This window comes from Bacillus sp. FSL R10-2780 (assembly GCF_038006125.1).
In the GTDB taxonomy this organism is placed as follows: Bacteria; Bacillota; Bacilli; order Bacillales; family Bacillaceae_G; genus Bacillus_A; species Bacillus_A cereus_U.
In genome coordinates this window covers 4,542,722-4,568,792 of sequence record NZ_JBBOUQ010000001.1, presented here as the reverse complement: position 1 = coordinate 4,568,792, position 26,071 = coordinate 4,542,722, and the positions used below count along the sequence as shown (strand labels likewise).

Here is a 26,071-nt window from a genome sequence, read left to right as displayed (position 1 = left end):
TACACCTCCTTTAAATAAAGAAGTTTCACTTTAGTTTCTTCATTTACTTGAAAGCAACCCTATATAAAATTCACCAATTTTCAGCCTTCATACAATTCTAATGGCAAACCGTCAGGATCTTGGAAAAAGACGAATTTTTTTCCCGTTATCTCATCAACACGTATCAATTCCGTCTCAACATCGCATCGGTTTAAATGTTTAACAGCTTCTTCTATATCAGTAACCGCAAAAGCTAAATGTCTAAGTCCAGCAGCCTCTGGAAAGCTTGCGCGATCAGGCGGACTTGGAAATGAAAATAATTCAATTTGATACTCTCCTCCTACACATAAATCTAACTTATAAGAATTTCGTTCCTTTCTATATACTTCATTCTTCACTTTGAAACCTAATATTCGTGTATAAAAATCCTTTGACACTTCATAATTTGAACAAATAATTGCAACGTGATGTACTCTACATATATTCATGATTCCTCTATTCCTCTCTTTACCAAACATGCATATTCTCACTTTAAATGAAAAACATATATATCAGAATATCTCTTTTAGGGGGCTTATTATGAAATTTATCACTTTTTTCGTTGGACTTATCGTTGTTTTTTTCCTCGCCTACATTGCTAGCAACAATAAAAAGCATATTAAATTTAAACCAATTTTCATCATGCTTATTATACAGGTAATTTTAACCTATTTATTATTAAATACAGAAATTGGTCTCATACTTATTACGATAATTTCCAGCCTGTTTACGAGGCTACTTGAGTATGCTGCCAGTGGTATAAACTTTGTATTTGGTGGCCTTGCAAATAAAGGGGAAATGCCATTTTTCCTTAACGTATTATTACCGATTGTCTTTATCTCCGTCTTAATTGGTATATTACAACATTTCAAAATACTACCATTCTTTATTCGTTGGATTGGTTTCTTTCTTAGTAAAATAAACGGTCTTGGGAAATTAGAATCTTACAACGCCATCGCTTCCGCTATTGTCGGCCAATCAGAAGTTTTTATTACGGTTAAAAAACAATTAGCCCAAATTCCAAAACATCGACTATATACACTTTGCGCCTCTGCTATGTCAACAGTATCTATGTCCATTGTCGGTGCCTATATGACAATGATTGAACCAAAATATGTAGTAACCGCACTCGTTCTCAATTTATTTAGTGGTTTTATTATCGTACTCATTATTAACCCTTACGACGTTAACGATGAGGAAGACATTTTGGTAATAAAAGGGGAAAAACAAAGTTTCTTTGAAATGCTTGGAGAATACATTCTTGATGGTTTTCGCGTAGCTATTGTCGTCGGCGCTATGCTCATTGGATTCGTCGCATTAATGAGTTGCATTAATGACCTATTCCTCATTATATTCGGCATTACTTTCCAACAACTAATAGGCTATGTATTCGCCCCTATTGCATTTCTTATTGGCGTACCAAGTTCTGAAATTGTCACAGCGGGTAGCATTATGGCAACAAAGCTTGTAACAAATGAATTTGTAGCAATGATGGATCTTAGTAAAATTTCCAGCACTCTCTCTATCCGTACAGTTGGTATTATTTCTGTCTTCCTCGTTTCTTTTGCCAACTTTTCTTCCATTGGAATTATTTCCGGTGCGGTAAAAGGGTTAAACGAAGAACAAGGAAATGTTGTTGCCCGCTTCGGCCTAAAATTACTATACGGAGCTACTCTTGTTAGTATTTTATCTGCGATTATTGTAAGTATTATGCTTTAATTAGGTAAAATTTTATCATTTTCTTATCCCTGTCTTTTGTATACAATAACGAATAGATGTCTTATAAAGTGAAACTTTAATCAGAGGGGGCTATCCCCCACTGATTATTAGTTGAACCAATCGGGCATTTACGGGCAGTTATCTCCCACCTAACTTCCTTGCATTCGCTGGACTTTGAGGTGGGAGTTTTACTGCCCGTTAATGCGGGATAAATAATCAAGACATCTATTTTTTATACATGTACAATACCTTTTATTTAGCGTAAAATATTTTTTATGTGTTTTAATACACTTTTAGATGTATACACTTTGATTGTTTTAAAGGAGAAAAAATGATGAAATCCGACATTAACAACGAAACTCGAGCCAAAAAAGGACGTTCAAAGAAAAAGCGCCTACTTTGGTTCCTTCTTATTCCCTTACTTATTGTAGCAATGGGAGCAGGAGGCTATTCCTTCCATATATACAGTAAAGCAAAATCCGTCTTAAGCAACGCCTATTCTGAACTCGGCCGAGGAGATAAATCCAGCAAACGTGAAAAAGCTGTTAAACCTATGACTGATAATATTTCTGTCCTGATCATGGGTGTTGATGAAAGTGATATTAGGGAAAAAGGTTACGGAAAAGCGACTCGTACAGATGCATTACTACTTGCAACAATTAATAAAAATGATAAATCTGTTAAACTAGTCAGCATTCCACGTGATTCACGCGTCTACATTAAATCACGTGATAAATATGATAAAATTACACATGCACACGTATTCGGTGGTGTAGACAGCACAATTGATACAGTAGAAAAATTTTTAGATGTCCCAGTTGATTACTACGTAAAATTTAATTTCAAATCCTTTATCAAGATCGTTGATTCTCTAGGTGGTATAACTGTCGACGTTCCAGTTGAGTTCACAGAACAAAACAGTAGCGACGAAGCAGATGCAATTCACCTAAAAAAAGGGCGTCAACATTTAAATGGAGAAGAAGCACTTGCACTAGCTAGAACTCGCCATATTGACAGTGATTATATGCGCGGTCAACGACAACAACTTGTTTTAGAAGCTATTGCTGAAAAAGCACTATCTCTCAATTCCATTAATAAAATCGGAAGCCTATTAGATGCTGTCGATACAGACTTAAAAACAAATTTAACTTTTGATGATATGATGACTATTGCAAAAAATTCAATGGGTTCAAATTTAAAAATGGATAAATTGCAAGTGGAAGGTACTGATAAATATATAGGTGGTATTTATTATTACGTTCCAAACGAAAAGAGTGTTAATAATATATCGACAACACTTCAAGAACATCTCGGTGTTACGAATAAAAATGAGCATAAAAAATTATAATAAAAAGGCTGCTAGATTTTTCTAAGCAGCCTTTTTATTATAATTTTCAACATATTTCTCATGCATATTGTGACAAAAAGAGACAATTATTACAGCAGTGTAACATTTTTTATGAAAACATTACACACATAGTGAAAATAATAGTATACTAGTACGTACATAATGTTATTTTCATCATTTTTATACAAAAAATGTAATACATATATTTATACAAATTTTTCTGGGGGGAAATAAATGAAGCTAAGCAAAATACTGATTGGTTCCGCTATTGCTGGTGGCATATTACTTTGTGTTGGTGGTGTTGGTGGATATCAATATGTATCCAAATTAAATACTCAACTAAATACAACTGCACTACCAAACACTACATTTGAAGGTATTTCTCTTGATGGAAAAAATAAAGCAGATATTCAAGCTATTGTTAATCAAAAGGTGAATGAATTAAATCAAAAATCTCTTAACTACGTATTCCAAAATGATAAACAAAATTACACATGGAAAGATTTAGGAGTAGATTATAAAGAGAAGGATATTGTCGACAATATCTTTAAAGAGCAAGAAGGGAACGTAATGAATCGTTACAACATGCGTAAGCAAGCTGAAAACGGTGAAGTAAAACGTGACTATAAATTAACACCACAATTAAATACAACAACTTATGAAACCTTTATAAAGGATAAATATAATGAAACATTAAAAAATCCTGTCAACGCCGAATTAAATGTTGAAGGCTCTACAGTAAATATTAGCCAAAGTCAAAATGGGGAAAAAATTAATAAAGAAAAATTAACCGATTTAACAAGCGCAGCTATTACTTCTGGCACATCCGATGTTGCATTACCAGTTACACTAATAAAACCTGAACGTTCTACAGAAGATATACAACAGATGGGGATTAAAGAAGTGATTGCTGAATACTCTACCCCAATGGCTGGCCGTAATGGAAATCAGTCCTATAACGTAAATAAGTCAGCTAATACTTTAAGTGGAGTTATTGTTGCACCTGATGACACGTTTAGTTTTAATGGCCGTGTTGGCGTAACTGATGCTGCAAATGGCTATAAATCCGCAGCAGTATATTCACAAGGTAAAGTTATACAAAGTGCAGGCGGAGGTGTTTGCCAAGTAAGTAGTACTTTATATAGTGCAGCTTTAAGGGCAGATTTAGGAATTGTTTCTCGAAGCAATCATTCTATGCCCGTAAATTATTTACCACTTGGGCAAGATGCAGCAGTGGCAGATTATGGTCCGGATTTAAAATTTAAAAACAATACAGGTAAGCATATTTACATTCAAGCATTTTCAAATGGCGGCAGTATTACTACACGTATTTTCGGTACAAATACTGGTAAAAATGTTGAAGTTTCTTCTCAAGTAATTAGTAATACTGGTGATAAAATAACAGCGGTTACGTACAAAAAAGTAACACAAAACGGTGAAGTAATATCAAATGGACAAATTTCAAAAAGCGTATATAAAAGTGCCCCAAAACAATAAGATAATATCAAACGGACAAATTTCAAAAAGCAAAAGAAAAAGGCGTGATCTACTCACGCCTTTTTCTTTTGCAATAATAGTAAAAAAGTTTCAAGATGGTCTTTCGTTTCTTCTAAAGACCACATACGATTCCCTTGCTTCGCAGCTAATACGCACGCTTCTTCCCACGCGTTCTTTTTCTTCATATTTACTAATTCATCGCGTAATTTCAAAACAATTTCTTCGTCTTCTTGCTCTATGAACTCTTCCATCACGCTTACTATTTCATCCTCATGAATACTTAACGTACAGTATGATTTAAGAAAGTATTGTAATGTTGGATACATATATACTCCCCCCTTTATTTATCTGATGGATAAGAAGTAATAATCTTAAATCCTAGATCTCCTGATTTATCTCTCGCTAAAACAGTAACAGTCTTTACTAGTTTGTCTTTTACATTCATATTTTTCTTTATTACTGTTTTTCCAACTGGGAATGAATGAGTTGTATTCAATACAAGGCGAGCCTCTTTAGAGTTTTTCAACCAATCCTGAATTTCTTTATCATGTTGTTTTAAACTATCTTTCACAGCCTTTGTCGCTGTTTCCTTATCATAGTATGTACTTGCCGCTGAAACTTTATCTGTCTTCAAACGATTCTTCAAATCCTCTTCTGATTTTCCTACATGCCTTTCAATCGTATGACCATTTTTAGGTGGCCCTTCCATTTCATCTAAAATATTATCACTAATTTTTTCTACTGATGTAGAATGATCCTCTTTTGGTTTTTCTGTTTTTTGTTCTTTTCCTGCACATCCACTTAAAATCAGCATTAGTGCTAATAAACTACTTAGGAAAAGACTACTTAGTCGTTTCATCGTATCACCTCTTCCATGATTATTATCGTAACTCCACTAAAAGTCAATTTCACAAAGAAAAATGTATACAATTTTAAAATCCCTCATTCATTTCACTATATTTTCCAACCCCCTTTCATCAAATCACTGTTTTTCGCCCCCCTTAAAATATACCCCCATGTTTTTTTGATTATTTCCCAGATAAAAACACCAATCACAACACTCCATAAACCCTTTAAATATAGGGTTTATGGAGTGTTTTTTAAATAGAATAAATATACCCCTACTTTTATATACCCAATACCTATATAATGTATACAAATCCCTTTCTATCAACTGTTTTCTACATTATGTAAATTTGCACTTGCCTATACAATGGAAATATGGTGTAATGCAAAAAAAGATAAAGGATTTTATAAAATGGCTGAAACAATTCAAAACTTCTTAACAGACTATTATTCAATCGCAATTCCACTTAGTATCTTAATCAACATCATCATCAGTCTTTTAGGTTTTATCCCTAGTATTTTTTTGACCGCCATTAATATACAGCTCTTCGGTGTAACAAATGGCACAATCATTTCGATCTCAGGTGAGGCATTAGGGGCTATTATCTCGTTTTATATTTATCGCATAGGCCTTCAAAAGTTCACTCACGATAAAGTAAATAAGTATCCAAAGGTAGAACGTCTTCTTTACGTAGAAGGCAGAGAGGCATTTCTACTCGTCCTATCTTTTCGTTTTATTCCTTTCATTCCGTCCAGTATCGTTACTTTATTTGCAGCTCTCGGCAAAATGTCATTACTCTCTTTCAGTATTGCCAGTACAATAGGGAAAGTACCAGCCTTATTGATTGAAGTATATTCTGCATATCATGTCATTAACGGAACAAATGAAGCGAAATGGATTATTACAATCGCAGGTTGTGTTGGATTATTTTATTTGTGGAAAAAATGGAGAAAAAAATAAAGAAGGAGCATAGGCTCCTTCTTTATTTTTTGAAGTATATTCTATTAATATATATATCTTACGAATAGAAATATCTTAGTTTACACCAACAGCACTAAATGATTGCTTAACTGCTGCTACTTCTGCAGAGCTAGCACCATATAAATCAGCTGCTGCTTGCACTAAGCCAGCACGCGCTTGGCTAAATGTAGTAGATTGCGTGAAATACTGTGTATTTGCACGGTAGTAAATTGCACCTAATTTATCTTTGCCGATACCATTTACAGTTACACCAGAATGCGTACCGCCATTTGCTAATAAATAAGCTTGTTTGTTAATAATTCCACTGTTTGTATGAACTCCACCGTTATCACTTGAACCAGTGTAACGCTTAGAATAATGGTCTGGGTCACCATACTTTGCAGGATCACTCATAGAACGAAGTGCATCTCCAGCTTTACCAGGTGTATAAATATCTTCACCAATCTCCCAATCTGGGTTACGGTTATCATAATACTCTACTAACGTACCAAAAATATCAGAAACTGCTTCATTTAACGCTCCTGATTCATTTTGATAAATTAAATCTGAACTGTTTTCCGTAACAGCATGTGTTAATTCATGGCCAATTACATCAATGCCACCAGATAACGAAGTAAATGTTACACCATCACCATCTCCGTAGACCATTTGTGAGCCGTTCCAGAACGCATTATTATATTTACTTCCATAATGAACTGTTGATTTTAATGGTGCTCCCGCATCATTAATAGAATTTCGGTTAAATGTAGCTTTATAGTAATCATATGTTCTGCCTGCATAGTAATGAGCATCAACTGCCGCTGCATCATACGCTGCATTGAAAACATTATCTGCATCTGCCCATAATGTTCCTGGTAATGTTGAGCGGTTTTTCGCATCATATGTGAAAATTGTTGCTCCGCGCGTATTATCCTGTAAGTAGTAAGACGATCCAGATAACGTTGTATTAAGCGATTTTGTATCTCCTAATACACCTTTACCGGTTCCCACCTTATTCGTTCCTGTTACAGGCTTTACAACCGCTTTCGCATCCTGTTTCGGAGCATCTTGTTTAACTGGTGACTTATCATCATTCGTTACATGATCAAGTTTATTATATTTATTTAACACTTTACCGCTTTCCGCTTCAATGAAATAGTAATAGTTTCCTGGATTTGGCTCTAAGAAGTTTAAATTCACAACATATGCATATGTTGTTTCTTCACCGTTTTGATATACATATAAGTCCGCTTTTGGATCCACCTCATATTTAGGTGTTACCCCTAAATCTTGTTGCGCGATTTCAATTGCTTTTGCGCCTTCAATCTTATTTTTGTTTTTCAACTTTTCCTTCTTGTCTAAATCAGGCGCAACTGTTCCAGACAGTACTTTTAAAGAACCATCTTTACTTACGTGAGCTACTTGAGTAGACCCCCATACAGGTACTCCTTCATAAACTTGTTGCATACGTACTACTGTTGAATCAGTTACAGCATCTTTTTTCACTTGTTTCACTTTGAAAGAATCTTGGGCACTCTTTTCTCCTAACTTATAATCACCTTTTGCCGCGTTTAAGTAATCAAACACAACAGATTCCGCTTTCTTACCAGTCGCTCCAGTTAGATCACCAGAAATAAACTCAGGTGACTGTACGGTCTCATTGTACTTCTTTGTAGAGAGCACATTTTTAGAATCCGCAAATGCAGAGCCTGTCCCTCCAAATGTAGTAACTGCCATTCCTGTCGCTAACACTAACGCTAAACTCTTCCTTTTCATATAACCTTCCCCCTAATAAAAAATTTTTGAAAAAGAGTAATTTCATATTAGCATTATGTTTCCACTATTAATATACTAAAAATTCAAATAACTTTTTTCTCAAGTTTTGTAGAATTTTAGGGAACAAATAATGAGAAACCCCTTTCCGTTTGGAAAGGGGTTTTTATTAAGAGTTTATCACTTCAACTACTTTCTCTCCTTGACCATAGATATCCGATGTCCAAGCATATTGCGGTTCCAATACCACTAATACAGCTACCAAAGCCAAAGCACCAATAATTATTTTCTTCATATTATTTTCCTCCCTTTTCTTCTAATAAATTAATTGCTAATTTATAATAGTTATTACTTTCTCGAAACTCTAATAATTCTTCATGATACCCTGCTAGTTCTAAATACACCATTTTTAATTCCTTTTTATTCTCTTCACCTCTAAAAAATGGGATTGCCTCAACTTCTAAAAATTTTTTATAAACATCTTTAGTTTCAAAGTATTTATACTTAAGCATTAAAAGTATATATAGCATACTTTTATACTTTTCATCCCTCTTCGCGACATCTATCCCTTTACCGATCCAATCTTTCGCTTCTTCAAATTCTTTTAATTCAATACATTGTAAAGCAATCTCATATACTGCATCAATATAATTTAAATCCTCTTCCTTCTTATACTGTAAGCATTGCAAATAATAATCTTTAGCTTTTGCATAATCTTTTAAGTTATAGTACAAGAATCCTAAGTTATTTAAAGCAATAGCTGTTATGCTTTCTTTATCAGCGAAAGAATTTGCTTCTCTCAAAATATTGTTATAAATAGATAGCGCTTCATTATATTGTTTTTTTTGTATATAACTCAGCGCAATAAGTAATTGGCAATTTATCACATAACGGAACTTATATTCATTCTTAAATCCTTCCATCGCTACATTAGCAAAATGTAAAGTCATATGTTCAACTTCTAATTCATTATAAACAAGAGCTAAATTAAAATATATTCCATTTTCGTGATAACCTTGTTCCTTTGCCATTACTTCTGTTCGAGCCAAGTACTCCAAAGCCCTCTTATATTTATGTTGTAAAAAATAATATAACCCTTTGCTATACGTATATAATAATTTCTGGAATGGTGAATACTTTTTGTACATCTTCTTTAAGCTCTCTAACTCTTCTTCAACAGCAGGAAAATCCCTTTTCATAATTAAATAACGTGTATAAAGCAGTTTATAATAATTTATAATTTCAAAATCTACAACATGTTTTATTTCACCTTGTAACTCTTCATATATGCGTTCTACCTGTTGCTTGTCCAAATGAATTAGTGCATTCAACCACTCGTCCAACTTCACCTTCACATCTTCTTCTACATCTCTCAAATCTGTCACAGCAATTTCTAGTCTTGTGCAGAGCAATTGTAGAATTTCTTCTGATGCTTCAATCTTTCCATTTTCGATCTTACTTAAGTATGAGACAGAACAAATGCCCTGACATAATTCTTCTTGTGTCATTTTTTGCTGTAGCCGTTTATAAAAGACTTGCTTGCCTATTTTTTCTAATGTTTGTTGCATTGTCCTCCTCCATTCTCATTACCCCCATTACTCTAATAATACATAAAATCTAAAGAAATATAAATTGATAAATGTAAATTTTCTAAAAAATATGCATTATTTCATTTTTTTCTCTCTTGACTTCAATCCCCTATTACTTCTTTGCTACGAAAGGGGAAAAATTGGTATACTATAACCAATTTACGGAGGTGTTTTCGCAATGAATCATTATAAAGACGATAGTTACGCCTTACATACAGATTTATATCAAATCAACATGGCTTATACATATTGGAAAGATGGTATTCATACTCGCCGTTCTGTTTTTGATCTATACTTTCGAAAGCTTCCGTTTGAAAACGGCTATGCTGTTTTTGCTGGGCTTGAAAAAATTGTAGAGTACATAGAAAATTTCAGCTTTACCGAAAGTGATCTCGCTTATTTAGCCGAGCTGCAATTTGAAGAAGACTTCCTTCATTATTTACAAAATATGAAGTTCACTGGAATAATTCGTAGTATGCAAGAAGGCGAAGTTGTTTTTAATAATGAGCCTTTATTACGTGTCGATGCACCACTTGGCGAGGCACAAATAATTGAAACCGCCCTCTTAAATATTGTAAATTACCAAACATTAATTGCTACAAAAGCTGCACGTATGAAGCACGCTGCAAATAATGATGAACTTTTAGAGTTTGGTACAAGACGTGCTCATGAGTTTGATGCTGCCCTTTGGGGAACACGAGCTGCTTTCATTGGCGGTTTCTCTTCTACAAGTAACGTTCGGGCAGGGAAACGCTTTGGCATCCCTGTAGCCGGCACACATGCCCACTCTTTCGTTCAAGCATATCGTGATGAATATGTTGCGTTTAAAAAATATGCTGAAACACATAAAAAATGCGTATTTCTCGTCGATACATACGACACTTTGAAATCTGGTGTTCCAAATGCGATTCGTGTCGCAAAAGAATTCGGGGATCGTATCAATTTTTATGGCATTCGCTTGGATAGTGGTGATATGGCATATTTATCAAAGGAAGCAAGAAAACAACTTGATGAAGCTGGATTTACAAACACAAAAATTATCGCTTCTAGCGACTTAGATGAATATACGATTATGCATTTGAAATCTCAAGGGGCAAAGATTGATGTATGGGGTGTTGGCACAAAGCTGATTACAGCCTTTGAGCAACCAGCATTAGGGGCTGTTTACAAACTAGTCGCTATTGAAGATACTGACGGAAAATTAAATGATACAATTAAAATTTCATCTAACCCTGAAAAAATTACCACTCCAGGACTTAAACGAATTTATCGTATTATTAACCGTGTTAACGATCATGCAGAAGGCGATTATATTGCGTTAGAGTCAGAAGAACCTGGAAAAGAAGAACGTTTAAAAATGTTCCATCCTGTTCACACATATATAAGTAAATTCGTAACAAACTTTGAAGCACGCGAACTGCATCAAGATATTTTCGTTAACGGTAAAAGAACGTATGAATTACCCAATATATTAGATATCCAAAAATATAACGAACGCAGCCTCTCACTATTTTGGGAAGAGTATATGCGAACTTTAAACCCTGAAGAGTACCCTGTCGATTTAAGCCAAGAATGTTGGGATCATAAAATGAATTATATTCAAACTGTTCGAGAAAAGGTTGCGAAAAATATACAAAAATAAACAGAGAAGTTTCTCCTTCTCTGTTTTTTTCAATATTACGTTACCAACAGTCATCCTCAATAACACAGTAAAATAATAAAAATAAGAGAGGGCGTAATCGCGCCCTCTCTTATTTTTATAAATCTTTCACTCTCAGTACACGCATTGCATTTAAAACTGCAAGTAGCGTCACACCAACATCTGAGAAGACTGCTTCCCACATTGTTGCAATACCAAAGGCGCCGAGTAATAACACTAACCCTTTTACCCCTAATGCAAATATAATATTTTGCCATACGATGCTACGTGTACGTTTTGCAATTTTTACTGCTGTCACAATTTTTGAAGGCTCATCAGTCATAATAACGATGTCAGCAGCTTCAATTGCTGCATCTGACCCTAAACCGCCCATCGCAATACCAACGTCTGCTCGTGCTAATACTGGTGTATCATTAATACCATCACCAACAAATGCAATCTTTTCTTTACCGCGTTTTGCTGCATCAATTTTTTCGATTTCTTCTACTTTTTGGTGTGGTAATAATTCGGCATGAACTTCATCTAAACCTAATTCTTTACCAACAGCTGCACCAACTGATTTTGCATCACCAGTTAACATGACTGTCTTCTTAATACCTAGTTCTTTTAACTTTTGAATTGCTTGTTTTGAATCCTCTTTTACCTCATCAGAGATAACGATGTAACCCGCATATTTACCATCTACAGCAACATGAACGAGTGTACCTACTGTTTCTGGCTGCTTAAATGTAATATTTTCTTTCTTCATTAACTTTGCATTACCTGCGAAAATTTCTTTTCCTTGTACTTTTACAACCGTACCATGACCAGAAATTTCACTATAGTCTTCAATAGCATTTTCATCGATTGATTTTCCATATGCTTTTCGAATAGATTGTGCAATTGGATGATTTGAATATACTTCTGCAAATGCTGCATATTTTAATAGTTCTTCAGCTGTAGTACCTTCACTAGGATCCATCTTCGTAACTTTAAAGACACCTTTTGTTAATGTTCCTGTTTTATCAAAAACGATATATTTCACATCATTCAATGCTTCTAAATAGTTACTTCCTTTTACTAAAATACCACTTTTAGATGCCCCACCAATACCGCCAAAGAATCCAAGAGGAATCGATACAACGAGCGCACATGGACAAGAGATTACTAAGAACACTAAAGCTCTGTAAATCCAATCGGAGAATGTAGCACCCTCTAAAATAAGTGGTGGAATAAATGCCATTATTGCCGCTGTTATAACTACAACAGGAGTATAATAACGTGCAAACTTCGTAATAAAGTTTTCTGTTGGCGCTTTTTTGCTACTTGCATTTTGTACTAAGTCTAAAATTTTCGATACAGTCGATTCACCGAACTCTTTTGTAACTTCAACAGTTAATACACCATTTTGGTTTACAAAACCACTTAATACGTCATTACCAACTTCCACTTCTCGCGGTACAGACTCACCTGTTAACGCTGAAGTATCCATCATTGATGTTCCCTCAATTACTTTCCCGTCTAACGGTACTTTTTCACCTGGTTTTACGATAATATACTCACCAATTTGCACATCTTCTGGTGATACTTGTTTCGTTTCGTTTCCAACTTTCACATTCGCATAGTCAGGACGAATATCCATTAATGACGTAATTGATTTTCGAGAACGATTTACTGCAATACTTTGGAACAGTTCCCCTACTTGATAAAATAGCATAACTGCTACCGCTTCTGGATATTGTTGAATCGCGAAAGCTCCTAAAGTTGCAATTGCCATTAAAAAGTTTTCATCGAACACTTGGCCGCGAGTTATGTTTCTTACCGCTCTCCAAACGATATCTCCACCAATTAATAGATACGCAAGGACGAATAATGGAATTGTTATCATTTGCGGTAATCCAGCTAATGCAGCAATTCCTGTCAAAATTCCGCCGACTACTAATCGTCCTATCATCTTTTTCACATTTCCATCACCATGATCATGGCCGTGGTCGTGTCCTTTTTCCTCTTCACGAACAACTTTTACATCAGGCTCTAACTTTTGAACAACATTTTTTATATTTTGTACAGTCGATTCAAGTTCTCGTTTATTTGCAACTTCTACTCGTAATTTCCTTGATACGAAATCAACAGTCGCTTCTGAAACTGTTGGCATTTCCTTTACCTTATTTTCAATCTTCATTGCACAATTTGCACAGTCTAAGCCTTCTAATACAAACACTTCTTTTATTAATTTTGTTTTTTGCTCTTCTTGCACTTTAATATGCGGCTCTAATTTTGTAACAAGTTGCTTCGCTTCCGTAACAACTTGATTTTCTTTATTTTGCGGTGTTTCTAAAAGCATCGTTTTTGTTGCAAAGTTTACTGAACAAGACGTTACTCCTTCTATATTCCCAACACCTTTTTCAATTTTCATTGCACAATTTGCACAATCTAAACCTTCTAGCATAAGTTTCTTTTTCACTAATGCCTCTGCCATCGTTCTCCCTCCTCGCTTTTTTATTCTTCCTCGTTTACGTGTTCAAACGCTTGCTCGAAGATATGAATTACGTGTTGATCAGCTAATGAATAATAAACTACCTTTCCTTCTTTACGGTTCTTTACAAGCTTTGCTTGCTTTAATACACGAAGCTGATGTGAGATTGAAGATTGCGTCATTCCTAATAAATAAGCTAAATCACAAACACACATTTCAGCTTCAAATAATGCATGTAATATTCTCGTACGTGTACGGTCACCTAATACTTTAAATAATTCTGCTACTTTACTTAAACTTTCATCAGTCGGAATTGTTTGTTTTACTTGATCCACGATTTCCTCGTGAATTACCGTTTGAGAACATGCTTCCTGTTGCGTTTCTATTTTATTTCCAGCCATTATAGCTCACCTCTTTAATTGAACATATGAACAATCATTCATATATCTTATACTCTTATTATATGAGCGTCTGTTCATATGTGTCAATAAAATCCGTAAGATTTTTTTGACAATTTCGTTCACGTTTCAAAATAAACACATAAATATTCTCCGCATCTATCATGCTCTTCATACAAAAAGGATGCACGAAAGCTATCGCACATCCTTTTCTTATTTATTAACTTTCACTGCATCCACAATTAACGAAGCGAATCCTAATTTACCATCCTGATTTCTATAATCAAAACGTTTCGATCGATAAATAAAACCTCCTTGCTCATTCCAATCATTATACTGAAATTCCCCATTTTCATCGCAATACTCTAGCAACTTTACTTGAAAACCCGCTACTTCAAACATAGATACAATCGTTTTATAGTTATGTACAATTTTATGACTTGCAGCCGGATGATCTAATGGACCTGGCCCTCCTACTTGCACACCTTGCTGATATTCTTCATTTGGAAAAAATGCATCTGGTACCGCACAACGAATGTAACCATCATCTTGTAAAAATTCATAGCATATTTTAGCTGCTTCTATACCTTCTTCATACGATAAATGCTCCCATACGTGTTCAGCCAAAATTACTGATAAAGAATTAGGCTGAAATTTATTAAGCCACGTTTCTCTTTTTAATACATTTAATTCTTCTTCATTCGTATGTAACCAACCTGGGTTATTATTATATCCCTCTGCTCCAACGACAACTTTCGTCTCCATCTTTCCACCCCTTCTTATATTCCGACATAAAAATTCGACAACATAACATTGGTCTCCTTTATTTCCCCAAAAGAAAAAGCCTTGCGCGCTCCCTAGACGCACAAGGCTTACTAACTTTATATCCCTTTAATTAGCTTCTTCTAAATTATCCTGCGAACTTTCATCTTCTTTTAGATGACTATGTTTTTTCGAATATACAAAGTATACAACTACTCCAATTGCCAACCAAACACCGAAGTATATCCATGTTTTTAACGGTAGATTTACCATTAAGAATAGACAGCATGCAACTGAAATAATCGGTAAGATTGGTACAAGTGGTACCATAAATCCACGTTGTAATTTCGGATGCGTTTTACGAAGAATGATGACAGTTACACCAACCATCGCGAATGTTAATAACGCTCCAATATTCGCTAAATTCGACAATTCTTTTAAATCGATAAATCCAGCAATTACAGCACTACCAATTCCTGTTAACCAAACTGAAAATGTTGGTGCTTCTGTCTTCTTGTTAATTTTCGCGAAAGATTTTGGCAATAAACCGTCACGGCTCATCGCGAAGAATACACGTGTCGTAGCGTAGATGTATGCGAAAATTACAGCCATAATACCAATTACAGCTCCAATAGCAATTACACCAGCCACTTTATCTTGTCCTACAACTTCTAGTACATAGGCCATCGCTTCAGGTACATCTAATTCCTTGTAAGAAACCATACCTGTCATAACGAGACAAACTACAACATAAATGATTGTACAAATGACTAATGAAGCAATAATACCAATCGGCAAATCACGTTGTGGATTTTTCACTTCTTCAGCAGAAGTTGCTAATGCATCAAATCCTAAGAAAGCGAAGAATACTGCTGCTCCTCCGGCAAAGACTCCACTTAAGCCGTACGGTGCAAATGGTATCCAGTTTTCTGGTTTCACGTAGAATACACCAACTGCAATGAATAAAACAACAATACCAATTTTAATTAATACCATTATGTTATTCACACGCTTACTTTCTTTTGTACCTCGTGATAATAACCAAGTTATCACCAACGTAACGATAACTGCTGGTAAGTTCACCATACCACCTTGCGATGGAATCGTTAACAATGCTTTTGGAATTTCAATTCCTAATCCACTCACTAAGTTATTGAAATAACCCGTCCATCCACCAGCTACTGCGGCAGTCGTTACGACATATACGGATAGCAATGTCCACCCCATTAAATGGGCAACAAACTCACCAATTGTTGCATATGAATATGTGTACACACTACCTGAAACAGGAAGTGCAGATGCAACCTCTGCATAACATAAAGCTGCAAATCCACAAACAATTGCTGCAATCATGAATGAAAAAATAACTGCTGGACCAGCATCTCTTGCTGCTACTAATCCCGTTAATACTAGAACTCCTGTACCAATTATCGCACCAATCCCTAGCATTGTTAGGTCAAATGCCCCTAGCGTTTTCGTCAAAGTTTTACTTTTACTTTCCCCTAACAATTGCGTAACGGATTTCTTTTTAAATAGGTTGGCCACGATGAATGCCCCCTTTTACCAAGAAGAGCTAAGAGGTATTATCTCTTAGCTCTTATCATGTTGTTTTATATATTGTTCGATTTTGTTTTGTATAATGCTTCTATTAGCAAGATACTGTTTCTGCTTCTAATAATTCTTTAGCACCTTTGTACTCTACACCGTGAGCTTCTGCAACTGCTTCGAATGTTACGTAGCCTTCTAATGTGTTAATACCTTTTAATAATGCAGCGTTGCCTAGGCAAGCTTCTTTGTAGCCTTTGTTAGCAATTTGTACTGCATATGGTACTGTTACGTTTGTTAATGCAAGAGTTGATGTACGTGGAACTGCACCTGGCATATTTGCAACTGCATAGTGAACAACGCCGTGTTTTTCATAAGTTGGGTTATCATGAGTTGTAATACGGTCAGTTGTTTCGAAAATACCACCTTGGTCAATCGCGATATCTACAACAACAGAACCTTGTTCCATTGATTTAATCATTTCTTCTGTTACAAGTTTTGGCGCTTTTGCACCTGGGATTAATACTGCACCGATTACAAGATCAGATTCTTTTACAGCTTCTGCAATATTGTAAGGATTAGACATTAAAGTTTTTACTTGGTTTCCGAAAATGTCATCTAATTGACGAAGACGTTCTGCACTTAAGTCGATGATTGTTACATCCGCACCTAGTCCAACTGCAATTTTAGCAGCATTTGTACCAGCTTGTCCACCACCGATAATTGTTACTTTACCGCGTTTAACTCCTGGAACACCTGCAAGTAAGATACCTTTACCGCCTTTGTTTTTCTCAAGGAATTGCGCACCGATTTGTGCAGCCATACGACCAGCTACTTCACTCATAGGTGCAAGTAATGGTAATGAACGGTTTTCTAATTGTACTGTTTCATATGCGATAGCAACAACTTTCTTTTCAATTAACGCTTTTGTTAATTCTGGTTCTGGAGCTAAGTGTAAGTATGTGAATAAGATTAAACCTTCACTGAAGTGTTTGTATTCGCTTTCAACTGGTTCCTTAACTTTCATAACCATTTCCATGTTCCAAGCTTCTTCAGCTGTATCAACAATTTTTGCTCCCGCTTCAACATACTGAGCATCTGTGAAACCAGATCCTACACCTGCATCCTTTTGAATGAATACTTCGTGATTGTTACGAACTAAATGTACAACACCTGCTGGTGTCATTGCCACACGGTTTTCGTTGTTTTTAATTTCTGCTGGTACCCCAATACGCATAATGAAATGCCCCCTTATAATTAACAGAAAAAAGGAATTCTTTTTTCTTTTTTAAATAATTAATAACTTATGTCCTTATTCTAGCATAACTTAAAAGTTATGAAAACGCTAACATACTATTTTTTTAAAGTTTATATATTTAGAATAGTGTAAATATATAAAACATTGATTCTATTGAGTTCTGCGTACCACTTCATCATCTATCACTCTATTTCTATTATATCCATTCAAAATGCATAGTTATTATTTATTATTTGACAATAACGTAACAATGTAAAAAAACTAAGTAGTTACGTATACATATACACTTATTACTTTGTACAATACTTTAGAAATATATTCTTTTCATAAAAAAACAGCTACTAGCATTTAGCCAGCAGCTGGGTAACTTATAAATAATTTTGAAAACAAGTCTTCTGTCGTTTCTGTAATTTTATCAAATATATCGCTTTCTTCAGCTTCTTGTTCTTTTAACATCTTAATTGTTTCACGTGCGTCTTCAGGATAATCGGTAATGATACCATCTACGTTTAACTTATAATATGCCTTTAAACTTTCCATATCATTTACTGTCCATACGTAAATTGGCTTATTTAACTTCCTTGCTTCTTTTACTAATTTTTTATTTAACATGTATTCTTCTGCTACATAAAAATCAGCCTTCACATTCTTTAAGTTAGCTCTACTTGCATACAGTATATATCCTACTTTTATATCTGGATTTGCACGCTTAAACTCTTTAATAAGGGGATAATGTAATGTTTGAATAACGCATTGTTTCTCAAAGTCATTATCTTTAATTGCTTTTAATACTTTATTTACGAAGTCCTTCTCATTACCGTGAAGCTTCACTTCTATATTGAGTTTTATTTTATTTTTTGAAAGCTTAATAATCTCATCTAATGTACTAATTTCTCCTGTGAGCCCATCTTGACTAAGAGTAAGCTCCCTTAGCTCATCCATCGTCAAATCTGATACATGCACATTCGCATTCGCAAGACGTTTCAACTTCAAATCATGTATGACTGCTAGTTCGCCATCTTTTGTTTGCAAGACATCTATTTCAGCATAGTCTGCTTTTGCATCAATGGCACCTTGCACTGCTTCTTTCGTATTCTCTACACCTTTTGATATATATCCACGGTGCGCCATAATAATTGGTTCTTTATATGTGTTTGAAATAAAGGTCACAATGAAGGCAACGACCATTCCAGCAGTAATAATTCCCACAATATATACACCAATAAATTTCCAACGATGTTTTTGGAAGAAACATTTATCTGCTTTCGATTTTGAATAGTCTAATCCTTCTTCTAGTAAAACATCTTCAACCGGAACCTTTTGCAAATACAATCGCGTAATCGCCATAATATAAAATGGTGTCACGATAAAGCTAAATAAATACAATGTACTTGTTAGGAATACAGACATTGTTGATTCAGCTAACAATGCGAATGTTCCTTTCGGGTTTGTAAATTCATACACACCCCATAGGCACAATAAATATATTCCCCAAAATACAATATACACAATCCCTATTGAAATGAAAAAACCTACTAAAAAGAATAGTACTTTAAAAAAGCTTTCTTTTACTAAAGCTGCACTTTTGCGTGCTGCCACGCGAAATGTTTTTTGCTCTAAAACGACAATAGGTAGAACAAAAATCCAGCGAAGGTTCAAATACGCGACTACAGCAAAGAACGTGTAATAACCAACTTGTCCCATCGTTGTCTTGAAGAGTTCTCCTGTAATAAAGTTAGGAATTTGAATTTGCGGAATTAATGCCGTTTCATATCCCATATTTAAAAGAGGTAATAATACGACAGCATATAAAATAAATCCTGGTAAGCAATATGTGAAAAGAGTAGGTAAATACGTTACCGTTTTATATAAAATCGGACGTAATTTCACCTTTTGTCTTTTATGAGCAAAATACGAAATAATAATAAGTACCGCAAATTCCGTAAAAATAAGAAACAGTGCTAACAATGACAAAATTACGATTGCCAAGATGCCGTATGGTGTCTTTAAAAACGCTAATAATTCATCGTTCGTTGCATTTGCATAACCACCAAAATACAATAACTTATTAAAAATGATCCCAAATAGCGGGACAAATACAATCGCTGCTAATAATTTATAAACAAGTTGAAAGGTTAATACATTCCAAAAAGCAAATCTAACTGTTTGAAAGGAATGTCCCATTACTCCTGGTATAGATAGTTTTTTACGGTGTTGCATATATTCCTCCAAATTCTAAAACGGTATTTGAGATGGATTCCACATTTCCAGTTCCAATCCATCTTTTTAATAATAATATATTCCGCTTAACATGAACACTCTTATACATATAATGAAAAAAGTGATGGCTAATCCCATCACTTTTTTTCACTCACTCTATTTTTTCTCTAATCCTTGTCCAAATGCTTTTAAGAAACTAAAACCGAATGTAATCGCCCTGTTGATATCTGGATCTTTTAATACCTTAAAGAAATCCATCACTTTTGTTTTCTTTCCATTTTTCAGCTCATCCGTTGCAAATTGTAATCCAGTGACTAAACTAGATGTTATTTGTTTCGTTATTTCTGGGTCCACTGAAGATAATGCCTCTCCTGCCCCCATCATATTGTTTAATGCGTTTTTTACTGGTTCACGATTCAATTGTTCAACAGCTATTTTGGAAACATCTTCTTTTGCAGCAAGTAAACTAATTGCTGCATCTAAAATTCCAGCTTTGTGCAACTGCGCTAATAGCTGCATCGTCTCTTCTACTGCTTCTCTATTTTCAGCTAGATCATTTAACAACTCATCTGTTACTTGCTGTTTTTTTTCTTCTTCTGTTACAATCTTCTTTTTAATTAAAGTAATCTCTTTTGCCACTATCTCCGCCCCCTAATTCTGGTCCACAAGTGATACGTATTGTTTTCTTTGCCACTTTTTCTCGATTTCAACACCATTTTGCGGATGACGTTTTTTATCTCTCGGGTTTGAAGATGGTAACGGACGATTTCCTTTTTCACGTAATACGCGCAGTTTCACCATTGTTTGTTTATAAGCTGGTGTACACGTATAAATGTCTGTTGCTGTTCCTGTTAAAATATTGATTGCCTCTTCATTTACTGTCGCATGCATCGGCAAATATAACTCATTTCCAGTTACACGATCTGTAACAAGCGCTTGTACTTTAATCTTTCCAAATGGTGATGCTAACTCTACAAGACCACCATCTTTCACATTGCGTTCTTTAGCAAGTTCAGGTGAAATTTCAACAAATACTTCAGACACTTTAGATAAAATTCCAGCCGACTTATTCGTCATATTTCCTTCATGGAAATGCTCTAGTATACGGCCATTATTTAATAGTAAATCATACTCATCTGGTGCTACAACTGGCGGAACCCATTCATCTAGTGATAATCGTGCTAGTTTGTCTGGGAAGTTAAATCCATCTACATATAATAACGGTGTATCACTACCATCATGGCTACCCCAACATAAACTATTCCAGCCTTCTAAACGGTCATACGTTGCTTGTGAATATAACGGGGCAAGCGATGCAATTTCATCCATAATTTCACTTGGACTTCCATAATTCCAGTCTCCGCCCAGTGCACGAGCTACTTTTTGTAAAATCCACCAATCTGGTTTAGAATCACCAAGTGGCTTCAATACTTCATACAATCTTTGAATACGGCGCTCTGTATTTGTAAATGTTCCTTCCTTTTCTAAGCTTGGTGCTGCCGGTAAAATAACATCGGCAAAACGAGCTGTTTTCGATAAGAACATATCTTGAACAACAAGGAAGTCTAAATTCGCTAAAATATGTTGTACATGGTTGGCATTTGAATCTACTAAAGCCATTTCTTCTCCCATAACATACATACCACGCAGTTTTCCTTCTTCGGCCGCAAGTAACATTGCGATATTATTTAATCCCGGTTCTTTCGGAATGGTAGTACCGTATGCTTTTTCAAATTTCGCACGATGCACATCATCTGAAACTGCTTGGTAACCCGGAAGCCAGTTCGGTAATGTCGCCATATCACAAGCACCTTGTACGTTATTATGCCCGCGTAACGGATACGCACCGGCACCAGGACGACGGTAGTTACCTGTAACGAGAAGTAAATTTGAAATTGCTGCCGACGTTGTACTTCCTCCTGTATTTTGAGTTACACCCATTCCCCAAAGTATACAAGTACCATCTGCTTCATATACCATACGAGCCATTTCTTTTAACTGAGCTTTAGAAATCCCTGTAATTTTCTCAGTATAATCAAGCGTATATTTCTCTAGCATTTTGCTATATTCATCAAAATTCTTTACATTTTCAGCTATGAACTTTTTATCGTGCCAATCTTGATCGATAATGTATTTCGTTATCCCAGCAAGCCATACATAATCCGTCCCTTGACTCGGGTGAACAAATATATCAGCACGCTCCGCCATTTCATGTTTACGAAGGTCTGCGACAATTAGTTTTTGTTCATGTAATTTATGAGCACGTTTCACTCTAGTTGCAAGTACAGGATGTCCTTCTGTTGGATTTGCACCAACAATAATAACAAGACCTGCCTCAGCAATATCTTTCACTGTTCCAGCATCTCCGCCCATACCGACAGTTTTAAATAAACCGTCTGTTGCTGGAGATTGGCAATAACGGGAACAGTTATCTACATTATTTGTTCCATATATTTGACGAGCTAGTTTTTGCATAAGATAGTTTTCTTCATTTGTTACTTTCGAAGAAGAAATAAACCCAAACGCATCGCTACCATATTCTGATTTAATATGTTGCATATTAGATGCAACAACTTCAAGAGCCTCTTCCCATGAAGCCTCAACAAACATATCTCCTTGGCGAATTAACGGCTTTGTAATACGCTCTTCACTGTTCACAAAGTCCCATCCGAATTTGCCTTTTACACATGTGGAAATACCATTAACCGGTGCATCTGAAACAGGTTGCACTTTTAAAATTTGACGATCTTTCGTCCAGACTTCAAATGAACAACCTACACCACAAAATGTACACACTGTTTTTGTCTTATTAATTTTCGTCTTACGCATCGCGGACTCTACTTCTGAAACTGCTAAAATACTGCTATATCCAGGCTCTACATCTTTTACAAAATCAATCATTGGATTTAGCATATCTGGTTTTAAACCAGTCATAAATCCAGCTTCTCCTAGCATCGTTTTTTCCATTAATGCATTACAAGGACAAACTGTTACACATTGCCCACAGCTAACACAAGACGAGTCATTTATATTCACACCATTGTCCCAAATAACACGTGGGCGGTCTAAACTCCAATCAATCGATAAAGTTTCATTCACTTGTAAATTTTGGCATACTTCTACACACTGCCCACAAGCAATACATTGATTTGGGTCGTATCGATAGAATGGATGCGACGTATCCACTTCGCATGCACTTACTTTCGGTTCATATGGATATTTCTGTTCTTCAATTCCCATCATATCTACTGTATTGTGGACTTTACAGTTACCATTATTATTATCACATACCGTACAGTACAATAAATGATTCTCTAATATTCGATCCATCGCTTCAGTTTGTGCTTCCTTCGCACGTTCCGATTGCCTCTCAATATGCATGCCATCTTCCAACTTTGTTGAACAAGCACGCATTAACTTTCCATCTACTTCTACAATACATGTATCACAAGTTTGAATAGGATCTACCTCTGGTACATGACAAATTTGAGGATGTTCTAAATTACTTTCGTTAAATAATTGGAGTATCGTCTTTTCACCTGATGCGAAAAATTCTTTACCATCAACGGTTACACGGACTGTCTGTTCTGTCATAGTTTCCCCTCTCCTTACAACTAACTGTACAACACATTTTTGAATCCGTTTTCAAAAATGCGTTGCTGTACATATTTTTGAAACGCCCTGTTGAAATACTTTCCTTTGGAAGTCGATTCTAGATGTTATAAGGTATAACTACGAAAGCTTGAAAATGTCACTATTCTATAAATCTATTATATCGTACATATACAATAATAACCAAAATAATCTGCCATCTTCTTACTAGTAGATGCTTTTGTTTTTTCGATGTTTTATGATAAATATGGAGAAAAATATATATAAAGGGGAATTTAATATGGGGCCTACTCAAGAAACATATACGATTGTACGCTATCAATCTGGTACATTTTCAAAACAAACCGATGAGGTTGTTACGGAATCTCCTATTACAATTAAATTAAATAGCGAAGAATACGTAACAGTTGTATGCACTCCTAATTACATTGAAGATATGGTAATCGGTTTTTTAATTTCTGAAGGAATTATTTCTTCTTATAAAGATATTGAAGAATTATGGATCCAAAAAGAAAACGGTATTGTTCATGTAAAATCATCAAAAATTAATCCGCTCTATCAAACTTTATATAATAAACGGTACGTAACTTCTTGTTGCGGAAAAAGTAGACAAGGTTTTGTTTTCATCAACGATGCAGCAAAAGCAAAGAAGTTACATGATATACATATAACTATTACTCCGGAAGAATGTTTTCACCTAATGACTTCCTTACAACAATCTTCAACTACATTTCGCCAAACGGGTGGTGTGCATAATACCGCTCTATGTGATCGAAAAAACATTCTTTTAGCACGAATGGATATCGGAAGACATAATGCGCTAGATAAAATATACGGTCATTGTTTACGAAACAATATATCTGTTCAAGGGAAAATCATTGCGTTTAGCGGACGCATCTCATCTGAAATTTTGTTAAAGGTTTCAAAAATAGGTTGCGAAATTGTTCTATCTAAATCAGCTCCAACTAAACTAGCTCTGCAACTCGCCCATGATTTAGGTATTACCGTAGTAGGATTTATTCGAAATGGATCTTGCAATATTTATACACATCCAGAACGAATCGATGGCTACAAAATAAACGATTGACTACGTAAAAGAAAGTGAAAATTTAATCAGTGGAGGTTTTTTCCCTCCCCACTGATTATTAGCCCAAACCAATTGGGCTTTTACGGGCAACCCGACTCCCACGAATAGTGGGATAAAAATGACTCCTTTACAAAGCTGGAATTTTAGTTATAAAAATGTAATATATTAAATACTTGAATAGTTAATGAAGTTAATATATAATTTCATTACATAAATAAAATGAAAACATAGTAGCATAATCTTTTCATTATTTTACAAATTAAGAATGAATAATCACAGAATGTATTTAGCTATCTTTATTCTTATAAAGTTAATGGATTAAATTAAGATCAACCTAGGAGGTTACAACTATGGAAATTCGCTTATTAACAACAGAGGACGCAGAAATTTATTTGAAAGTTTGTATGGAAGGTTTAACGAAAAACCCTGAGGCTTTTAGCTCTTCTTATGAAGATGTTCTTAAACATGAAAACCCTGTCGCTGCTATGGCAAAGCGATTAAGCAATCCGGATAAGTATACTCTAGGTGTCTTCAAAGATAATGATTTAGTCGGTATTGCTACTCTAGAAACAAAGCCATTTATTAAGCAAGAGCATAAGGCAAAAATCGGCTCCGTTTTTGTTTCTCCAAAAGCGCGCGGTCTCGGTGCAGGACGAGCTTTAATTAAAGCGATTATTGAAAATGCCGATAAATTACATGTAGAACAGCTTATGCTTGATGTTGTTGCTGATAACACTGCTGCAAAAAAATTATATGAGTCCCTCGGCTTCCAAACTTACGGTGTGCAAGAACGGTCCTTAAAGCATAATGGCCAATATTGGGACGAAGAGCATATGGTTTTATTCTTAAATGATTAACATTTTAATATAATTTTTCAAAAGCATCTTCTTATTAATTAAGATGCTTTTTTCATTACAACAATGTAATCTTCATGTCACCTTTATCGATCGTACCAATCCTTTCCATTCGTTATACTAAAAATATAAAATGAACGAACAGCATTCAATTGATATGTAGAGGAGAATGTGACATGAAACAAAACAAACGAGCTATGTTTTTAATATTTGCTACAGCAATTGTAACTTCTGGACTGGCAATTCTACCTTGGTTTATTATATAGAAAACATTAAAAAAGCTTATTGCTTCTTAAGAAGCAATAAGCTTTTTTTCTATTATAAAATCCCGAAAAATTTATTTACACAACTTATCATAATAAGCATAGATACCGCAACACACATTACAATCGCATTACGATCTTGCTTTTCTTTTTGTAAATGTTCTACTTTTTTACTCATGTGTACAATCCCCTTTATATTAAAAAAA

22 protein-coding genes are annotated in these 26,071 nt (G+C 35.0%); 7 read left to right on the top strand and 15 right to left on the bottom strand.

The features are described from left to right. Positions 1-80: 80 nt before the first annotated feature. The gene (gene gloA2 / locus NSQ47_RS23690) at positions 81-467 is read right to left on the bottom strand and encodes an SMU1112c/YaeR family gloxylase I-like metalloprotein (RefSeq protein WP_033710652.1); all 387 of its coding nucleotides are present in this window, start codon (positions 465-467) and stop codon (positions 81-83) included. Positions 468-558: 91 nt separating this feature from the next. Here gloA2 and NSQ47_RS23685 point away from each other — a divergent pair, with 91 nt between their 5' ends. The 3 genes from NSQ47_RS23685 (at position 559) to NSQ47_RS23675 (ending at position 4,582) form a co-directional block, all read left to right on the top strand. Next, positions 559-1,737 carry a NupC/NupG family nucleoside CNT transporter gene (locus NSQ47_RS23685; protein WP_002159327.1) on the top strand — a complete coding sequence of 393 codons (1,179 nt, stop codon included), beginning with the start codon at positions 559-561 and terminating at the stop codon, positions 1,735-1,737. A 331-nt stretch (positions 1,738-2,068) separates the two neighbouring features. Beyond that, entirely contained in the window at positions 2,069-3,085 is a 1,017-nt protein-coding gene (locus tag NSQ47_RS23680) for an LCP family protein (protein ID WP_002159328.1), read from the top strand. Positions 3,086-3,319: 234 nt separating this feature from the next. Then, positions 3,320-4,582, top strand: coding sequence for a VanW family protein (locus NSQ47_RS23675; protein ID WP_002159329.1), 1,263 nt, complete (start codon positions 3,320-3,322; stop codon positions 4,580-4,582). A gap of 53 nt (positions 4,583-4,635) precedes the next feature. Here the strand turns inward: NSQ47_RS23675 and NSQ47_RS23670 are convergent, their stop codons facing one another. Then, positions 4,636-4,908: a hypothetical protein gene (locus tag NSQ47_RS23670; protein ID WP_002113995.1), complete on the bottom strand. Its 273-nt coding sequence runs from the start codon at positions 4,906-4,908 to the stop codon at positions 4,636-4,638. Between the two features lie 14 nt (positions 4,909-4,922). Continuing rightward, positions 4,923-5,441 carry an RNase A-like domain-containing lipoprotein gene (locus tag NSQ47_RS23665; RefSeq protein ID WP_002204496.1) on the bottom strand — a complete coding sequence of 173 codons (519 nt, stop codon included), beginning with the start codon at positions 5,439-5,441 and terminating at the stop codon, positions 4,923-4,925. A 399-nt stretch (positions 5,442-5,840) separates the two neighbouring features. On the opposite strand from NSQ47_RS23665, the gene NSQ47_RS23660 reads away from it, so the two are divergent. Beyond that, positions 5,841-6,389 carry a TVP38/TMEM64 family protein gene (locus tag NSQ47_RS23660; RefSeq protein ID WP_002159331.1) on the top strand — a complete coding sequence of 183 codons (549 nt, stop codon included), beginning with the start codon at positions 5,841-5,843 and terminating at the stop codon, positions 6,387-6,389. A 75-nt stretch (positions 6,390-6,464) separates the two neighbouring features. Here the strand turns inward: NSQ47_RS23660 and NSQ47_RS23655 are convergent, their stop codons facing one another. The 3 genes from NSQ47_RS23655 to NSQ47_RS23645 form a co-directional block, all read right to left on the bottom strand. Beyond that, entirely contained in the window at positions 6,465-8,165 is a 1,701-nt protein-coding gene (locus NSQ47_RS23655; RefSeq protein ID WP_341038093.1) for a M4 family metallopeptidase, read from the bottom strand. Between the two features lie 166 nt (positions 8,166-8,331). Further along, on the bottom strand, positions 8,332-8,457 hold the full coding sequence (locus NSQ47_RS23650; RefSeq protein ID WP_002113982.1) for an NprX family peptide pheromone: 126 nt from the start codon (positions 8,455-8,457) through the stop codon (positions 8,332-8,334). Between the two features lies 1 nt (position 8,458). Beyond that, positions 8,459-9,730, bottom strand: a complete 1,272-nt coding sequence (locus NSQ47_RS23645) for a tetratricopeptide repeat protein (RefSeq protein ID WP_002113979.1) — start codon at positions 9,728-9,730, stop codon at positions 8,459-8,461. A 199-nt stretch (positions 9,731-9,929) separates the two neighbouring features. Between NSQ47_RS23645 and NSQ47_RS23640 the strand changes: the two genes are divergently transcribed. Beyond that, complete coding sequence (locus NSQ47_RS23640; protein WP_002159335.1) at positions 9,930-11,393, top strand: nicotinate phosphoribosyltransferase; 1,464 nt, start codon at positions 9,930-9,932, stop codon at positions 11,391-11,393. A gap of 115 nt (positions 11,394-11,508) precedes the next feature. Here the strand turns inward: NSQ47_RS23640 and NSQ47_RS23635 are convergent, their stop codons facing one another. The 8 genes from NSQ47_RS23635 to fdhF all read right to left on the bottom strand — a co-directional run bounded on the left by NSQ47_RS23635 (position 11,509) and on the right by fdhF (position 23,643). Further along, entirely contained in the window at positions 11,509-13,869 is a 2,361-nt protein-coding gene (locus NSQ47_RS23635) for a heavy metal translocating P-type ATPase (protein WP_341038092.1), read from the bottom strand. A gap of 20 nt (positions 13,870-13,889) precedes the next feature. Further along, complete coding sequence (locus tag NSQ47_RS23630) at positions 13,890-14,267, bottom strand: ArsR/SmtB family transcription factor (RefSeq protein WP_002113975.1); 378 nt, start codon at positions 14,265-14,267, stop codon at positions 13,890-13,892. 210 nt (positions 14,268-14,477) lie between these two features. Further along, positions 14,478-15,029 (bottom strand): class I SAM-dependent methyltransferase, encoded by a 552-nt coding sequence (locus tag NSQ47_RS23625; RefSeq protein WP_199709483.1) that lies wholly within the window; start codon positions 15,027-15,029, stop codon positions 14,478-14,480. A 126-nt stretch (positions 15,030-15,155) separates the two neighbouring features. Then, positions 15,156-16,571 (bottom strand): amino acid permease, encoded by a 1,416-nt coding sequence (locus NSQ47_RS23620; protein WP_002159338.1) that lies wholly within the window; start codon positions 16,569-16,571, stop codon positions 15,156-15,158. Positions 16,572-16,674: 103 nt separating this feature from the next. Further along, positions 16,675-17,808, bottom strand: coding sequence for an alanine dehydrogenase (ald, locus tag NSQ47_RS23615; protein WP_219917088.1), 1,134 nt, complete (start codon positions 17,806-17,808; stop codon positions 16,675-16,677). 369 nt (positions 17,809-18,177) lie between these two features. Next, entirely contained in the window at positions 18,178-20,049 is a 1,872-nt protein-coding gene (locus NSQ47_RS23610) for a glycerophosphoryl diester phosphodiesterase membrane domain-containing protein (RefSeq protein ID WP_016103501.1), read from the bottom strand. Between the two features lie 156 nt (positions 20,050-20,205). Next, positions 20,206-20,688, bottom strand: a complete 483-nt coding sequence (locus NSQ47_RS23605; protein WP_002113965.1) for a DUF1641 domain-containing protein — start codon at positions 20,686-20,688, stop codon at positions 20,206-20,208. A 12-nt stretch (positions 20,689-20,700) separates the two neighbouring features. Then, positions 20,701-23,643: a formate dehydrogenase subunit alpha gene (gene fdhF, locus NSQ47_RS23600; RefSeq protein WP_341038089.1), complete on the bottom strand. Its 2,943-nt coding sequence runs from the start codon at positions 23,641-23,643 to the stop codon at positions 20,701-20,703. Positions 23,644-23,941: 298 nt separating this feature from the next. Here fdhF and fdhD point away from each other — a divergent pair, with 298 nt between their 5' ends. Continuing rightward, positions 23,942-24,748: a formate dehydrogenase accessory sulfurtransferase FdhD gene (gene fdhD / locus NSQ47_RS23595; protein WP_002159342.1), complete on the top strand. Its 807-nt coding sequence runs from the start codon at positions 23,942-23,944 to the stop codon at positions 24,746-24,748. Between the two features lie 350 nt (positions 24,749-25,098). After that, the gene (locus NSQ47_RS23590; protein ID WP_131231952.1) at positions 25,099-25,605 is read left to right on the top strand and encodes a GNAT family N-acetyltransferase; all 507 of its coding nucleotides are present in this window, start codon (positions 25,099-25,101) and stop codon (positions 25,603-25,605) included. Positions 25,606-25,920: 315 nt separating this feature from the next. Here the strand turns inward: NSQ47_RS23590 and NSQ47_RS23585 are convergent, their stop codons facing one another. After that, positions 25,921-26,043 carry a hypothetical protein gene (locus tag NSQ47_RS23585; protein WP_002113959.1) on the bottom strand — a complete coding sequence of 41 codons (123 nt, stop codon included), beginning with the start codon at positions 26,041-26,043 and terminating at the stop codon, positions 25,921-25,923. Between the last annotated feature and the right edge of the window lie 28 nt (positions 26,044-26,071).

What these genes read in the sequence shown, in the direction of transcription:
- gloA2 (WP_033710652.1), bottom strand. Translation starts at nt 467, where the DNA reads ATGAATATATGTAGAGTACATCACGTTGCAATTATTTGTTCAAATTAT.
- NSQ47_RS23685 (WP_002159327.1), top strand. Translation starts at nt 559, where the DNA reads ATGAAATTTATCACTTTTTTCGTTGGACTTATCGTTGTTTTTTTCCTC.
- NSQ47_RS23680 (WP_002159328.1), top strand. Translation starts at nt 2,069, where the DNA reads ATGATGAAATCCGACATTAACAACGAAACTCGAGCCAAAAAAGGACGT.
- NSQ47_RS23675 (WP_002159329.1), top strand. Translation starts at nt 3,320, where the DNA reads ATGAAGCTAAGCAAAATACTGATTGGTTCCGCTATTGCTGGTGGCATA.
- NSQ47_RS23670 (WP_002113995.1), bottom strand. Translation starts at nt 4,908, where the DNA reads ATGTATCCAACATTACAATACTTTCTTAAATCATACTGTACGTTAAGT.
- NSQ47_RS23665 (WP_002204496.1), bottom strand. Translation starts at nt 5,441, where the DNA reads ATGAAACGACTAAGTAGTCTTTTCCTAAGTAGTTTATTAGCACTAATG.
- NSQ47_RS23660 (WP_002159331.1), top strand. Translation starts at nt 5,841, where the DNA reads ATGGCTGAAACAATTCAAAACTTCTTAACAGACTATTATTCAATCGCA.
- NSQ47_RS23655 (WP_341038093.1), bottom strand. Translation starts at nt 8,165, where the DNA reads ATGAAAAGGAAGAGTTTAGCGTTAGTGTTAGCGACAGGAATGGCAGTT.
- NSQ47_RS23650 (WP_002113982.1), bottom strand. Translation starts at nt 8,457, where the DNA reads ATGAAGAAAATAATTATTGGTGCTTTGGCTTTGGTAGCTGTATTAGTG.
- NSQ47_RS23645 (WP_002113979.1), bottom strand. Translation starts at nt 9,730, where the DNA reads ATGCAACAAACATTAGAAAAAATAGGCAAGCAAGTCTTTTATAAACGG.
- NSQ47_RS23640 (WP_002159335.1), top strand. Translation starts at nt 9,930, where the DNA reads ATGAATCATTATAAAGACGATAGTTACGCCTTACATACAGATTTATAT.
- NSQ47_RS23635 (WP_341038092.1), bottom strand. Translation starts at nt 13,869, where the DNA reads ATGGCAGAGGCATTAGTGAAAAAGAAACTTATGCTAGAAGGTTTAGAT.
- NSQ47_RS23630 (WP_002113975.1), bottom strand. Translation starts at nt 14,267, where the DNA reads ATGGCTGGAAATAAAATAGAAACGCAACAGGAAGCATGTTCTCAAACG.
- NSQ47_RS23625 (WP_199709483.1), bottom strand. Translation starts at nt 15,029, where the DNA reads ATGGAGACGAAAGTTGTCGTTGGAGCAGAGGGATATAATAATAACCCA.
- ald (WP_219917088.1), bottom strand. Translation starts at nt 17,808, where the DNA reads ATGCGTATTGGGGTACCAGCAGAAATTAAAAACAACGAAAACCGTGTG.
- NSQ47_RS23610 (WP_016103501.1), bottom strand. Translation starts at nt 20,049, where the DNA reads ATGCAACACCGTAAAAAACTATCTATACCAGGAGTAATGGGACATTCC.
- fdhF (WP_341038089.1), bottom strand. Translation starts at nt 23,643, where the DNA reads ATGACAGAACAGACAGTCCGTGTAACCGTTGATGGTAAAGAATTTTTC.
- fdhD (WP_002159342.1), top strand. Translation starts at nt 23,942, where the DNA reads ATGGGGCCTACTCAAGAAACATATACGATTGTACGCTATCAATCTGGT.
- NSQ47_RS23590 (WP_131231952.1), top strand. Translation starts at nt 25,099, where the DNA reads ATGGAAATTCGCTTATTAACAACAGAGGACGCAGAAATTTATTTGAAA.
- NSQ47_RS23585 (WP_002113959.1), bottom strand. Translation starts at nt 26,043, where the DNA reads ATGAGTAAAAAAGTAGAACATTTACAAAAAGAAAAGCAAGATCGTAAT.